Raw genomic sequence first — 14,597 nt, 5'->3', positions numbered from 1 at the left:
ATGCCTGCCACCATCGCCAACGGAATCCGCCAGAACCACGAGATCTTGCTGCCGCGCGACGGTTCGCCGAACGTGCCGGACGCACCGGACGCACCGACCATCGTGTGCGTGCACGGCATCCTCATCGACAGCCTCGCGAGCTACTACTTCACCGTCGCGCAGGCGCTGCGGGACGCCGGGTTCCGCGTCGTGCTGTATGACCTGCGCGGACACGGCAAGACCGACCAGCCGGCGTCCGGCTACCGCATCGAGGACTTCGTCGACGACCTGGCCGCCCTCCTCGACGCCCTCGCCGTGCGCACCGCCTACTTCCTCGGCAACTCCTTCGGCGGCACCATCGTCTACAGCTTCGCGGCACGCCACCCCGACCGCGTCGCCGGCATCACCGCCATCGAATCCGAACCAGCCACCCCCACCTGGTCAACGAAGATGGCCACCAACCTCCACAAAGCAGCAACCCAACTAGGCACCTTCGAAGCCACAGCCTGGATCACCGCCCGCTACGGCCGCGACCTGGCCCGCCGCTCCAAACGAGCCGCCCGCCTCCTCGCCGCCACCACCCTCGAACAAGACCTCCCAACCAGCAACCTCCTCACCCCAGCAGCCATAGCCGCAATCACCTGCCCAACCCTCGCCCTCTACGGCTCCAAGAGCGACCTAGCCCCCCAAGCCCCCCACCTCCAAACCCTGATGCCCCGCTACCAAGCCACAATCCTCCCCGGCCTAGAACACTCAGTCCTGGTAGAAGCACCAACCCACGTCCTGAACCTGATCCTCACCTGGCTGGCAGGTCACCACCTCGCCGAGCGAGGTCTGTCGTGAGCACGAACAGCGGACCAAGCTCAACGAGCGGAGCGGATCGGCCAAGCAGGGACGCCAGATCGGGGGCGGTGGGCAACGCCAACACAGCAGGCTCGCTCGCTTCGGAAAGTGGACCGGATCGGGCGCGCGCGGAACTCGGATCAGCTCCGGCAAGGCTGGCGGCGCACGCAGAAAATGAACCAGGTCCCGCGAACGGATCAGGTCCGGCAGGCGAGGCGCGCGCAGCAGATTCGGCCGGCAGGGCCAGCGCGGGAGGCGAGCTAACTCCGGAGAGCCGATCGGATCGGGCTGGCACCGAACTCGGATCGAGTCCGGTAGGCGAGGTGAGCGCAGCAGATTCGGCGGGCACTGTCGGCGCGGCAGCCGGGCTGGCTCCGGAGAGCGGATCGGATCGGGCACGCGCGGAAAGCGGATCGAGTCCGGCAGGTCAAGTGGATGCGGCGGGCCGGGCGGGTTCTGTTGCTGGGGGCGTGGGGCGCGGGGGGCGGTTTCTTGTTGTGGTGCCGCCGTTGGTGGGGCATGTGAATCCGGTGGTGGGGGTGGCGGGGGCTTTGGTGGGGCGGGGGCATGAGGTTGCTTGGGTGGGGCGGGGGGATGTTGTGGGGCGGTTGGTGGGGGTGGGGGCTCGGGTTTTTGAGGGTGGGGGTGGGGTGGGGGTGGTGCGGCCTGGGGGGTTGCGGGGGCCGGGGGCTTTGAAGTTCTTGTGGGAGGCGTTTCTTGTGCCGTTGGCTGAGGCGATGATGGCGGGGGTGGCGGGGGCGGTGGAGGCGTTCGGGCCGGATGTCATGCTCGTTGATCAGCAGGCTGTGGCGGGGGCGGTGGTGGCGATGCGGAGTGGTTTGCCGTGGGCTACGTCCGCGACTACGGCTGCTGAGCTCGGTAATCCGCTCGCGGCGATGCCCAAGGTCGATGCGTGGGTTCGGGAGTTGCTGCTCGATCTCGAGGTGCGCAGCGGGCTGCCGACCACCGCGGCGTCGGCGCGGTATCAGAGCACGTATGGCGACCTGCGCTTCTCGCCGCACCTCGTCCTCGCCTACAGCACCGCGGCGCTGTCCGGCGACGTCCCGGCGCTGAGCGAGACCCTGCGTTACGTCGGGCCGTCGATCGCCGCCCGGCCCACGGACCCGACGTTCCCCTGGGACCGGCTGCCGTTACCCAACGACGACGACGACCGCCGCCGCCTGGTCTTCGCCGGCGTCGGCACCGCCAACGCGGATGCCGGAGCCGCGTTCCTCGCCGCGTGCGCCGACGCGATCGGCGACCGGCCGCACCTGTTCGGTGTCATCGCGGACCCCGGCGGCGCGATAGGCGGAACAACAGCCGACAACGTCCTCGTCGTCCCGCACGTCCCACAGCTCGACCTGCTCCGCCGAGCCGACGCAGCCATCTGCCACGCCGGGCAGAACACCGTCTGCGAAGCGCTCTACCACGGCGTCCCCCTCGTCGTCGCCCCGATCCGCGACGACCAGCCAGTCGTCGCGCAGCAGGTCGCAGCCGCCGGCGCCGGAATCCGCATCCGTTTCGCACACGCGAACCCGGCCGTCATAGGCAAGGCACTGGACCAGGTGCTCGACGACCCGGCATACGGCGCCGCAGCCCGACGAATCGGGGACTCGTTCCGAGCAGCCGGAGGAGCACAAGCGGCAGCCGAACACCTGGAGTCGCTACTGGTGGCAGCCGGCTAGGTATATCAGGAGGCTGGGATAGGCCGACCGAGCATCGCGCACACCGCCGCGTTCGTCAGGCTCTGATACGCCGCCGCAGTCTTCGGTGCGGCAAGACCGAAGATGGTCGGCGCGACGATCTCGACCGTCCGCGTACCAGTGATATCCGTATACGTCTGGCTGGAGTAGCCCGGCGCCTGCCCGTCATGCCCCCACACCGTGCCGCACGGGAACACCACCTTGCGCAGCCCAAGACCGTACCCGTCACCATCAGGCTGCGCCGGGTCCTCCGGAACCGTCTCACGCATCTCGCGAAGCTCAGCCGCCGGCAGCAACTTGCCGGACATCAGAGCACTGTCAAACCGAGCCCAGTCATCCGCCGTGGAGACAATCCCTCCAGCACCCCACAGATTGCTGGGGTTGATCTCGGTGACGTCCACATAGTCAGCCCGCGCAGGACCGACGAACGAAGTCCCGGCCGGCACGCCCGGAGGCAGATACGGAGCGATATCGGCAGCGTCGGGCTCATATCCGTCGGCAAGCTTAGTCACCGGGCTGGACGGCGTGGCCAGGTAGGTGTTGTGCAAACCGAGCGGCCGCACGATCCGCTGCTGAATCAGGTCAGCCAGGCTGTGTCCGGTCGTCTTCTGCAGGATCAGACCCAAGGCGATGTAGTTGGTATTGCTGTAAGAGAACTGACTTCCCGGCGCGAACAGCGCAGGCTGCGAGACACCGACAGCAAGCAGCTCCTCCGGCGTCCAGTCATGCGGGTTCTGCCCGATGAAGGAAGCCAGCACCGCCGGATCGTCCAAGTAGTTGTACAGCCCGCTCGTGTGGTCCAGCAGCATCCTGATAGTGATCGCCGACCCGTTCGGCACCATGCCGGGCAGCCGACTCTCCACACTGTCGCCGAGCGCCAGCTTGTGCTCGGCGACCAGCTGCAGCACGAGTGTGGCGACCATGGTCTTGGTATTCGAGCCCATCCGCACCGGGTCGTCGGCGTCGAGCGATCCATCCGACCGCGCCCACGACGCCTGCCGGGTCACCTCGATCGGCGCGGCGTCGCGACCGGAGTCCACGCGGACCAGCACGCCCGGCGCCCCCGCCGCCACCACCTGATCGGCCAGCGCCCCGAGCGTACGAGCAGGCGACGGCGAGGGATGCCGCGAAGCAGCCTGCGCACCGCCGGCAACCGCCGTACTGAGCACCGCTGCCACAGCCAGCGGAGCGACGACCGCGCGGTACCGCCTGAAGGATGATGTGTGGTTCGACATGGCTTCGTTCCTTAGGTGAGGACGGAGAGGGACGTTGATTCCGTCCCCTTGAGCCTGCCGTTCCGGCGGTGGCAGTTCACGGGGGCTAGACACCCAACAAGGGGTGTACCTAGCCGGTGTTGTGATTCTTGCGCACTGTTGAGTGAAAATTTTCACTACACGCTCAGAGTATTGCTGACATGTGTCCCCTGACATACGCTCCGCGCGAGGAAACAGAGCACTGAGCACTGGACACCGGGCACCGAGCACTGGACGCAGAGCCCTGTCACGCTCAGCGCCCCCACCCGCACCCGCCCCGCAAAGGACCCGTCATGAAACTGCGCGCCCTGGCGGCGACCGCGACCCTCGTCGCCGCGACCGCCCTCACCCCGCTGACCGCCGCCGCCCCCGCCTCGGCCGGCACCTGCGGCTCGATCACCTACAACGAGGTGGACAGCACCCAGATCCAGATCACCATCGGCGAGCTGTGCGCCGGGGAGTCGATCAGCGGTCTGTGGCTCAACGTCCCGATCTCCAACGGCTGGCAGGCGATCGCCCGCTACGACGCCGGACCCGGCTCGAACTACGAGACCATCACCTACACCTGTCAGGGCACGCACTACAACAAGTTCTGGCTCGGCACGAACTTCAACGGCGTGATCGACTACGGCCAGTACTTCTACGACAACTGCGGCCCGCTCGAGCCGTAGACGGCCGACATCGCGATCTCCAGCGGTGTCAGCAGGGATCCGGCAAGCCACTGGGCCATTCGGCGGACCTCCAACCCCCTCTCGTGTTGACAGGTCCTCGCAGGTGCCTTATGCGTTTTTCTTTATTTTGCACCGTTTTGTCGCGAGGATCACGGGCATCTGCTGTTCCGTCGAGAGGAGAACATGATGATCACCTCTGAACAAGTACGTACAGTGGTGGACCGTGCCGTCTGCGACAGCGACGGCAACAAGATCGGCAACGCCAAGCACGTATTCCTCGACGACGTGACGGGGAAGCCGGAATGGGTCAGCGTGAAGACCGGCCTGTTCGGCACCAGCGAATCGTTCGTCCCGATCCGAGACGCGGCGATGGTGGACGACCACCTCGAGGTGCCGTTCGCCAAGGAGACCGTGAAGAAGGCCCCGAACGTCGACGTCGACGCGGGCGGCCACCTGTCCGAGGAGGAGGAGCACCGCCTCTACGAGTACTACGGGATCGACTGGGACGCCGCGTGGGAGCAGGCGAACCAGCCGGGCGGGGTCGCTTCGGGCACCGCTTCGGGCACTCGTACCGGTACCGGTACCGCAGCCGGCACGGCCGCGGCTGCCGGAGGCGCCGCCGGGATGGCCGGTGCCGCAGGTGCCGCAGGTGCCGCCGGTTCCGCAGACGAGCGCATGCGCGCCCGCGATCGCGGCACGGCCGGCGACGAGGCCATGATCCGCTCGGAGGAGCGGATGCACGTAGGCACCGAGCGCCGGGAGTCCGGCCGCGCGCGCCTGCGCAAGTACGTCGTCACCGAGGAGCAGGAGCAGACCGTCCCGGTGCGGCACGAGGAGGTCCGCGTCGAGCGCGAGCCGATCTCGGCAGCCGACCGCAACGCGGCCATGTCCGGCACCGCGATCTCCGAGGACGAGCGTGAGGTCACGCTGCACGAGGAGCGTCCGGTGACAGAGATCGAGACGGTCCCGGTCGAGCGGGTTCGCTTGACCACCGAGGAAGTCACCGAGGAGAAGACCGTCAAGGGCAAGGTCCGCAAGGAGCGGATAGCGGCCGAAACCGACGAGGACAAGGATCCGCGCCGGTAATGGCCTCCCAGCACGGCGGTCGAGGGTAACCTCGACCGCCGTCGCCGTTGTCGTGACCTCCTTCAGGTAGCCGCCAGGTAGCCAGCCATCAGTTAGCCGTCACGCCCCTGTCAAGCCACTGTCACATGGAAGATCTGGTTGGTGCTGTTGTGCGGCGTGCTGTCCTTGTCACCGCCGTTGGACGTGGCCATCCACATCCCGCCGTCCGGCGCCGGCTCGACGGTGCGCAGCCGGCCGTACGTGCCGTCGAAGAACGTCTGCACGTTCGTCAAGCTGCTGCCGCTGATCTGCTCCCGGTAGAGCCGCGTCCCGCGTTCGCAGGCCACGTACAGGAAGTCGCGGATGATCGTGATCCCGCTGCACGAGCCGTTGGCCACCGGATAGGTGTGCTTCGGCGCGATGAAGCCGGCGGTGCCGCAGGTGCCCGACGTGCCCTCGCACGACGGCCAGCCGTAGTTGCCGCCCTTGACGATGAGGTTGGTCTCGTCCATGACGCTGTTGCCGAACTCCTGCTCCCACAGCCGTCCCTGGGAGTCGAAGGCGAGGCCTTGCACGTTCCGGTGCCCGTAGCTCCAGACCGCGTTGTGGAACGGGTTGTCCGTCGGGATGGTTCCGTCGGGGTTGATGCGCAGCACCTTGCCGTTGAGGCTGCTGGTGTTCTGCGCGTTGGCGCCGTTCTGCGCGTCGCCGGTGCCGGCGTACAGGTACTTGCCGTCCGGGCTGAAGCGCAGGCGTCCGCCGTTGTGGAACTTGTTGCGCGCGATGCCGGTCAGCAGGATCTGCTCGGTGCTGGTCTGCAGCGTGTCGCTGGCCGGGTCGTACTTGATCCGCACGATGCGGTTGTCGGTCGGCGAGGTGTGCATGATGTAGAGCCAGTGGTCCGAGCTGAAGCTCACCGGGTTGATCTCCAGCCCGGTCAGGCCGCCCTCGCCGTCGGTGCTCTGCACGTTGGGCACCGTACCGATGGTCTTCTTCGCGCCGGTCTTGGGATTCAGGTGCACGATGTCGTGCGCGTCGCGCTCGTTGAACAGGATCGTGCCGTCGGGCAGCGTGACCAGACCCCACACCACGTCATCGTCCGTGCCGACCTGGGTGACGGTGCACACGCCCTGCGAAGGCGTGCAGCTGCTGGACGCGGAGGTGCTGACGTCCAGGATCGGCGTGCTGCCCGCGCTCTCGTTGCCGTTGCCGTCGTAGGCGGTGACCTGGAAGTGGTAGGCGGTGCTGGGCGTCAGGCCGTCCACCTGGGTGGTGGTGGCGTTGGCGTCCGCTGTGCCGACCTTCGTGCGCGTACCGTTCACCACGTTGTAGACGCGGTAGCCGGCGACCGCGACATTGTCCGTCGAGGCGGTCCATCCCAGGGTGACGCTGGTGCTGGTCACCGCGGTGGAGTGCACGGTGCCGGGCACGGTCGGCGGCGTGGTGTCACTGGACGGCGGGGTGGTGACGTTCAGCGTGCCGGAGGGCTGGCTGACGTTGCCCGCCGCGTCGCGGGCGTTCACGTAGAACCCGTAGCTGACATTGGGATTGAGCGAGCCGCAAGTGCCTGTCAGGGTACTGCCGTTCACCTGCGCGCACAGCTGGCCGTCGTGGTAGATGTCGTAGCCGCTGACGCCGACATTGTCGGTCGAGGCGCTCCAGCCGATGGTGACGCTGTTCGGGGTGTCGGAGACCAGCGTCGGGGTTCCGGGCGGGGTCGGCGGCGTGGTGTCGCTGCCGACGGTGCCGTAGACGCCGAGTTCCTGCAGCGAATAGCCGTGGCTGGAGTCGCTGCGGCAGCGTTTGGTCCCGTACATGCGCACGTAGCGACCGTTCCCGTCCAGCGAGGTCAGGTCCTCCACTCCGCCCTTGCCGGCGGTGGTGCTGTAGATCTTCGTCCACGTCGTGTGGTCGGCGGAGACGTCGACCTCATAGGCGGTCGCGCAGGAGGTATCCCACTGCAACCGGACCCGGCTGACGTGCGCCATGGCGCCGAGGTCGATGTAGATCCATTGGGGGTCGACGCCCGCGCCGCTGGCCCAGCGCGTCGTGGAGACGCCGTCGTCGACATTGGGAGCGGCGCAACAGCCGCCGGAGGAGGAGGCGGTTGCCGGTTTGTTCAGCGACAGCAGGGCGTCAGCGGCTGGAGTCGCCTGGTTCGTGAGCGAACCCTGATCTACTCGGACGGCCGGATTGGCTGCGGTCGCCTGAGCCGCGACCGCCGTCCCGGATCCGGTCGAGACCGTGCCGGCCACCGCGAGCACGGCGGCACATCCGATGAGTACCAGGCCTCTGATACGCGTGAAGCGCTTCTTGCGCATGGGTGCTCTCCGCTCAGCCGAGGTCGAGGTAGTCGAGGTTCGGGCAGCCGTTCGCGGTGCTCGCGGCTACCCGGATGGTGTTGGCGCCGGCGTTCAACGGAACGCTGAATGCCTTGCCGGCCCAGGTGTTCCAGCTCGCGGTCGTGGGGAACGACGCTGCGGCGTCCGCGGTCGTGCCGTTCACGGCGACGTCCATCGGCCGGTCGGTGGTGGTTCCGTTCGCGTAGCCGACGGTGGCTGTGTACGTGCCGGCGGCCGGCGCGGTCACGGTCCACTCGACGTACGCACCGACGGCGTTGGTCGTGTCGACGAAGCCGCTGCCGGAAAAACCGGTGTGGTTGGTGGCCACGGTGTCGCCGGTGGACAGCGTCGCGTTCTCCGCCTCATAGCGTGTCGCCGAGGAGCCGCAGCTTTGGGTGGAGCCGCTGGCCGAGACGCGCAGCGCGCCGCCGGAGGTGTTGTGGCTGTTGCTGAGGCAGTATCCGGTGATGTTCTGGAAGCCGACGTCGAACGGGCTGGAGCTGCCGGTCTGCGCGGTCAGTCCGTCGAAGGTGATGGCGCTGCCGGCGTTGGCGATGACCGCGGGGCGGCCGTCGGTCTTGGCGACCTTGACCGAGCCGCCGGTGAAGTGGATGCCGGAGACGTTGTGCAGGTACCAGCCGTACGCCGGCCGCGTACCGATGCTGTTCGGGTTGTAGTCGCCGTTGTCGCTGGGGACGCCGGTGGACATCGTGCCGTGGCCGCCGGGGACGGTCAGGTTGACGTTGGTGAAGGTCTCGTCGCTGACCTGGTGGCTGCTGTCGGCGCCCCAGATCGTCGGGCTGTAGTCCGTACTCGCCACGCCGGTGCCCGTGACGTTGGTGAATGTCACGTTACTGATATGCCCGACCTTCGGACTGCCGCCGCATCGCAATCGGGTCCCGATCTTCTCCATGATCGGCGAGTGCACACCGGTCATGGTGACGTCTTGGTAGTGCACGTCGGAGATGTCTGCGCCGTCCATGCTCACGATGCCCAGCCCGGATTTGCCGGCGCCGAGGATGGTGATCTGCTGGAACCGGTAGTCGGTGAAGGATCCGCAGGTCTCCGAGCCGAACATCAGGGCATTGCAACACTTGGCCTGCAGCGTGCTGTTCGTGACGGTGACGTGGCCGCTGGGCAGCGTCTGGCCCAGGGCCCAGTCGCTCTTGAACACCAGCGCGTCGTCGTTGGAGGAGATGTTCGCGTTGGTGATGGTGACGTGCGTCGTGGAGATGATGTTCCAGCCGTCGCGGTCGCTGGAGGTCGCGATCGTGAGGTGGTCGGACACCACGCCGTCGCAGCCGTTGATCAGCGCGCCGAAGTGCCCGCCGCGGGTGAGGGTGATGCCGCTGAGCGTGAGGTTGGTGCAGCGGGTCAGTGACAGGATCTTGTCGGCCTGCCCGGCGCCGGGGTTGCCGGTGATCAGGTTGCCGCCGCCGTCGATGGTGCCGGAGCCGGTGAAGCCGATGTTGGAGAGTTTGTCGCCGGAGAACATCGCGTCGTGGAAGTGGCTGTGGCCGTAGTCCTGGTACTTGTCGTTGGGATTCGACTCGGCGGCGTCGTAGGTCTTGGCGCTGGAGCCGAGGACTTTGGAGCCGGCGTCGAGCTGGATGGTGACGTTGCTCTTGAGGTGGACGGTGTTCGCGGACTTGTAGCTGCCGGACGGGAACTCCACGATGCCGCCGCCGGCGGTGTTCGCGGCGGCGACCGCCTTATTGATGGCTGGAGAGTCGTTGGTGGAGCCGTTGCCGGTGGCTCCGTAGTCCTTGACGTTGAAGACCGCGGCGGCGGCCTTGGCGGCTGCGGGGTGGGGGGCGGCCGACGCGGCCAGGGCTGTGCCTTGGACGCCCGCGAGGGCGAGGGCCGCGACGCCGGTCGCGGCTATCGCGGCCGCGAGGTGGGGGATGCGGCGTCGTGCGCGCCTGCTTCGATGGAGGAACATATATCGTGTCACGACCCTGAGTGAACTCGACATCGGATGAATCGGCAAGGTTAAGGTCCCTTACTAGAGGTAAAATCCCTGCTAAGTGACCATTCGAGCAGAGCCCCTGCAGAGTTTCGATGATCTTTCATCCGAACTTACGCAGAGTGATCTTGCGCCGCCTCGGCATGTCATATATGAGATCTTGCTCTGCGCACCTGCCGTGAGGACCCGCCCGGCGACCACACGGAGTGACCGGCGCGCCTTACCGTTTACCCGCCAGTACGCCGGGCAGCAGGTCCACTCCAGCCGACGCGCGAGTGTGAGCAGAGGAGTGGTGACAGATGACAGCCGTCGTCAAGAACATGCGGGACTCCGTCGGTGACGTCCTCGGCGCCTGGGTACACGGCCAGGCTTGGACCGCTCCAACACATGCCGGGCGGCCGTGAACTCCTCCGGGACCGCGGGCATGGATTTCGACGGATGGCAGGCCGCCCCGGGCGGCGGCTCCGATCCCGCCGTCGTCGAGATCCACACTCCGGCCCGTCCCGAGTACATCGAGGTCCTGCGCGCCGCATGCGGCCAGCTTGCGCCCCAGCTGGGCTGCACCGTGGCAGAGACAGCAGATCTACGGCTCGCCGTCGATGAAGCGTGCGGATTCCTGTTGCGCAACTGCGTCCGGCTCAGCCGCGACACCGAGCAGGACGGACTGGTGACGACGTTCACCGTGAACGGATCCGACCTGCACATCGCCTTGCAGATGCAGGCGGACACCTCCGTCCCGCCCGGCGCCGGCGACGGCGAGTTCGGATGGACCATCCTAACCGCGCTGGTCGATGACTTCACATGGCAGGTGACGGAGTCGACCGTGCGCGTGGAGATCCGGAAGGAACGCGTGGGCGGCAAGCTGGATTGAGCGGCGCGTTTATCGGGATCGGCTTTGGTCATCAGGGCCCGCAGAACCGTCGAACATCCGAGAAGCGCCGCGCGACCAGGAGCCGCTGATGTCCACCCAGACGCACACACCGGGGCGACGCGCCCCGCACATGCCGAGCGATGTGACGCCGACCTTGTCAGCGTTCGAACGCTTCGCCACCTCGGCCGCCCGGTTCGCCTCCCGGCCCTGGTTCTTCGCCGTGTGCCTGCTGCTGGTGGTGGTGTGGGCGCCGAGCTACTTCGTCGTCGGCAGCATGGACACCTGGCAACTGATCATCAACACCATCACCACGATCGTCACCTTCCTTCTCGTCGCCCTCCTGCAGAACACCCAGACCCGCGCCGACAAGGCCACGCAGGACAAGCTCAACGCCCTCGCGCAGGGCATGAGCGCGATGATGGCGCACCTCGCGGACATCCACGACCGCCAGGAGATCAACAACGACGTGGCCGAACTACGGGACGCGGTGGGACTCGAGGACTCCGAGAGCGCCTGAGCCGCGGATCAGGGCGACGGTGACGGCGACGGCGACGTGCGGGTGGCACGCAGCGCCGAGAAGGTGCGCGTGACCCAGACCGCGGCGAGCGCCTGAAGGACCGCAACGAGGATGGTCACGAGAATCGCGAGCCAACCGGTCGCGGGCAGGCCGGCGAGCCCGGCGGTGACGCGGGCGGTACCGAGGACGGGATCGCCGGCGACTGCACGCCAGATCAAGGGGAGCGACCAGCCGACCGCGGCCGCAGTGGTAGCGCAGAGCACTGCGATGCGGGCGCGACGGCGGACGGCGAGGATCCCGAGGACCAGGGCGACGAGGAACGGCATCGGCCAGAACTGGAGCGCGGTCGCCAGAGCAATGAGCGCGGCGCCTGCTGCGGTGGCGGTGCGGAGGCGGGAGTCGGTGGTCATGGGGGTTGGTGGTGGGGCGGCGCTGGTAGCGGTCTCCGGTGGAGCAATCGGTGCGGCGGGCGCGGACGATTCCGGATCCGGCGCTAGCTGGGCAGCGGTACCAGGTGATTCCGGCGCGGTCAGGGTGGGCGCGGCGGGTGCTGGCGCATCTGCTGGCGCGAGCGCGGTGGCCAAAGTGTCCGGCGCGGTTGGCGCAGGTGTGGCGAGTGATGTTGCTTGTGCGTGCTGAGGTGGCGGGCTCGGCTTCGCTTGCGGTGCAGTCGCTGCCGCCGCCTCCTGCTCCTGCTCCTGTGGTTCGACGTGTGCCACGGTCAGCCTCCTGACGTCAGGGTCCACATGACCGGCGTTGCGGGGCGCTGGTCGGCTAGGGGGAGGGGGCGGAGGCGGCCGGCCCAGTAGTCCGCTATGAAGGTCTGGTACCAGGTTGATTGCGGGTTCTCGCTTTGGCCGCCGGGGTAGATGGCTTGGGCGGTGCCGTGGGCTGGTGCGGTCCAGGTGGTGACCATGCGCCAGCTGGGGCCGAAGGCGGAGTTCCAGTCGTCGCCTTCGGTGGCGTCGACGGTCCAGCGGTCGCCTTCGGCCGGCGCTGGGCCGTAGCCGAGGCCGGGGGCGCCGGTCAGGGCGGGGATCTCGCGGGTGTGCAGGCGTCCCCATTGCCAGGTCGCGGGTGCTCCCCCGAGCTTGCCGGACAGGTCGGACACCGCCTTGGTGAACGCCGCGCGCATCGCCGATTGCGCGGTGCCGCCGGGGTGGCCCGGTGGGCTGAAGGCGGCGTTGGTCGGGTCGCTCATGGTCCAGACCTGCAGGTCCTCGTCCAGGCTCGGGTTGCCGTCGGAGACCTGGAGATCCTGCTTGTCCTTGGTGACCGGGACCTTCGTGGCGTCCCACCAGGGTTGGAAGACCCCTGAGACGTAGTCGCTCCAGAACGTCGCCCAGATCGATGCCGCCGCCGAGTCCGTGCTCATCTTGTCGTTCCAGGATTGCAGCTGGCTCAGCGCTTGCTGTTGCGTCGCGGTGAGGCCGCCGGACGCGGTGAGGGAGGCGACCAGTTTCGGCACGATCTGTTGCGCCAGAACGTCTGTGGCGTCTGTCTGGAGCGCCTGGAAGTCGGCGGCGGTCATGCCCTGATGGCTCGTCAGGTAGGCGTAGAGCTCGTCGGCGCGGTATCCGTTGTCGAACGCGTTCAGGCTCGTCCCGATGTAGTAAGGGTAATCCGGTCCGACGGGGCGTTGGTTGGCGGTCGCGAGGACGTGGTTCGACGGGTTGTGCACGAGCGGCGCGGCGGCGTACGGGACCGTGCCGACCACATCATTCTGTCCGGTACCGGGCATCGGCAGCCACGGCGATCCCCCGGCGACCTGCGCGTAGTATCCGGCGGCGACGATCCCGATGTCGCCGGTCCCGTCGGCGTAGGTGAAGTTCAGCGCCGGCGCGTGCCAGGCGGCGAGGGCACTGTGGAAGCCGTTGAAGTCCCGCGCCTTGTCCACGCCGAGGATAGCCTGGAGCAGCCGCGTCGGATAGTTGCCCATCCAGGTCACGGCGGTGGTCTGGCCGGTCTGCGTGATGATCGGACCGTGCACGGTCAGGTCCACGGTCAACGACACCGAGGTCCCGCCACGCACCGGGATCGTGTAGTGGACGTGCTGCATGTCCCGCCACGCGCCGTCCCAGAAGTACTGGCCGGGGTGATCAGGGCTCTGCTTCTCCGTATAGAAGAACGTGGACTGATTCTCCCCCGCGGTCATCGACCAGGAGATCCACTGGTTGCGGCCGATCGCGACGCCGGGGATGCCGACCAGGCTCGCGCCGGAGACCTGCGTCTCGGGCGAGGAGAGCTCGACCTCGTACCAGAACGACGGGAGCGTGGTCTGCAGGTGCGGATCGCCTGCGAGCAGGGAAGCCGCGCCGGAGACCGCCGGACCGTTGGCGGCCCAGGAGTTGCTGTCCGGGAAGGCGTGCAGCTGCGCGGGTGGCAGGGCACTGAGTTTGGAGAGCACGTCGGTGGCGGCTGCGGCGGCGCCTGAGGGCGTGCCGACGGCGGCTGCGGCGTTCGAGGAATCGGATGGGGTGGACAGGTCGGTAGCTGGGAGTCGCGCGCCGGGTGGGACCGCCGCATCAGCATTCTGCGTCGCTGGCAGTGGGCTGACGCCCAGGTTCCGATACGGACCGGGGTCATACGGCTGCTGCTGATTCGGCGCGATCACCGGGAACCACGCCATCGTCCGCTCCGCGCCGAGCGACTGCTCGAACAGCGCGTAGTCCAGCGGACCGGTGGAGTAATCAAGGTTCTGAGTCAGCAGAACCTGGATCGCCAGACTGTCGATCGGCGTCCAGTCCTTCGGGAACACACCGGTCAGCAAGAAGATGGTCGGCCACGCGCCCGACTTACGAACCTGCGCCAGATACGCGTTCACGCCCCGGCTGTAGGCGACCAGCGCCTGGGCGTCGGCACTGTCCTTCGGCGTCGCCGCCCACGTCGCCTGCGCTGTCCGCAGCAAGCCGCTCTGCAGCTCGAACGTGTCGGACGGGACGCCGGCGGGTCCGTCGATCTCGGCCAGTCGCCCCTCGGCGGTCCGTCGCTCCAGATCGAGTTGCGACAGCCGGTAGCTGGCGTGCAGGTAGCCCTGCGCCTCGAACAGGTCCGCGTCGGAGCGCGCGTGCACCGCGGGGACGCCGGCGGAGTCGAAGTACACGGTCGCGGCGCCGTTCATGCCCGGCAGGTGGACGGTCTTGCTGCTCGCGACGTCGTTGCCGCCGGAGTTCCACACGCCGCCGCCGGGTTCCAGCGCGCTGCCGAGCGCCGGGACCGGGCCGTAGCCGACGGCCAGGACGAACAGGAGCAGCGCGGTCACGATCAGGGAGCCGCCGGCGTGGAAGCGGCGGCGGAACCGGCGGGGGTGCTTCGGGCGCGCGGGGCGCTTGGGGCGCTTCGGCGTCGGGCTCCCGACGGCGCCGTCCTGGTCTGCCATATCAGGGA

Annotated in this window: 11 protein-coding genes; 6 read left to right on the top strand and 5 right to left on the bottom strand. The window is 67.9% G+C overall.

Annotation, left to right across the window (positions count from 1 at the left end; genetic code table 11):
* Complete coding sequence (locus CACI_RS17245) at positions 1-822, top strand: alpha/beta fold hydrolase (protein ID WP_012787669.1); 822 nt, start codon at positions 1-3, stop codon at positions 820-822.
* A gap of 719 nt (positions 823-1,541) precedes the next feature.
* Positions 1,542-2,507 (top strand): glycosyltransferase, encoded by a 966-nt coding sequence (locus CACI_RS54215; RefSeq protein WP_395994328.1) that lies wholly within the window; start codon positions 1,542-1,544, stop codon positions 2,505-2,507.
* Positions 2,508-2,512: 5 nt separating this feature from the next.
* Here CACI_RS54215 and CACI_RS17235 read toward each other — a convergent pair whose 3' ends face one another.
* Positions 2,513-3,760, bottom strand: coding sequence for a serine hydrolase domain-containing protein (locus CACI_RS17235; protein ID WP_012787667.1), 1,248 nt, complete (start codon positions 3,758-3,760; stop codon positions 2,513-2,515).
* Positions 3,761-4,071: 311 nt separating this feature from the next.
* Here CACI_RS17235 and CACI_RS51220 point away from each other — a divergent pair, with 311 nt between their 5' ends.
* Both CACI_RS51220 and CACI_RS17225 read left to right on the top strand, forming a co-directional pair.
* Positions 4,072-4,449 carry a hypothetical protein gene (locus CACI_RS51220; protein ID WP_012787666.1) on the top strand — a complete coding sequence of 126 codons (378 nt, stop codon included), beginning with the start codon at positions 4,072-4,074 and terminating at the stop codon, positions 4,447-4,449.
* Between the two features lie 186 nt (positions 4,450-4,635).
* Positions 4,636-5,535 (top strand): DUF2382 domain-containing protein, encoded by a 900-nt coding sequence (locus tag CACI_RS17225; protein ID WP_012787665.1) that lies wholly within the window; start codon positions 4,636-4,638, stop codon positions 5,533-5,535.
* A 110-nt stretch (positions 5,536-5,645) separates the two neighbouring features.
* On the opposite strand, the gene CACI_RS17220 is transcribed toward CACI_RS17225, so the two are convergent.
* A complete protein-coding gene (locus tag CACI_RS17220; RefSeq protein WP_012787664.1) occupies positions 5,646-7,835 on the bottom strand; it encodes a PQQ-dependent sugar dehydrogenase in 2,190 nt (729 codons plus the stop codon).
* Between the two features lie 13 nt (positions 7,836-7,848).
* The gene (locus CACI_RS17215; protein WP_223297555.1) at positions 7,849-9,810 is read right to left on the bottom strand and encodes a glycosyl hydrolase family 28 protein; all 1,962 of its coding nucleotides are present in this window, start codon (positions 9,808-9,810) and stop codon (positions 7,849-7,851) included.
* A gap of 382 nt (positions 9,811-10,192) precedes the next feature.
* Between CACI_RS17215 and CACI_RS45680 the strand changes: the two genes are divergently transcribed.
* Together CACI_RS45680 and CACI_RS17205 are read left to right on the top strand one after the other, a co-directional pair.
* Complete coding sequence (locus CACI_RS45680; protein WP_143765276.1) at positions 10,193-10,693, top strand: ATP-binding protein; 501 nt, start codon at positions 10,193-10,195, stop codon at positions 10,691-10,693.
* 88 nt (positions 10,694-10,781) lie between these two features.
* Entirely contained in the window at positions 10,782-11,210 is a 429-nt protein-coding gene (locus tag CACI_RS17205) for a low affinity iron permease family protein (protein ID WP_012787660.1), read from the top strand.
* An 8-nt stretch (positions 11,211-11,218) separates the two neighbouring features.
* On the opposite strand, the gene CACI_RS17200 is transcribed toward CACI_RS17205, so the two are convergent.
* Together CACI_RS17200 and CACI_RS17195 are read right to left on the bottom strand one after the other, a co-directional pair.
* Entirely contained in the window at positions 11,219-11,620 is a 402-nt protein-coding gene (locus tag CACI_RS17200; RefSeq protein WP_012787659.1) for a hypothetical protein, read from the bottom strand.
* 311 nt (positions 11,621-11,931) lie between these two features.
* Positions 11,932-14,589: a penicillin acylase family protein gene (locus tag CACI_RS17195; RefSeq protein WP_012787658.1), complete on the bottom strand. Its 2,658-nt coding sequence runs from the start codon at positions 14,587-14,589 to the stop codon at positions 11,932-11,934.
* Positions 14,590-14,597 lie beyond the last annotated feature (8 nt).

The organism is Catenulispora acidiphila DSM 44928 (genome assembly GCF_000024025.1).
Lineage (GTDB): Bacteria > Actinomycetota > Actinomycetes > Streptomycetales > Catenulisporaceae > Catenulispora > Catenulispora acidiphila.
This window is presented reverse-complemented; position numbering and strand designations above follow the sequence as displayed.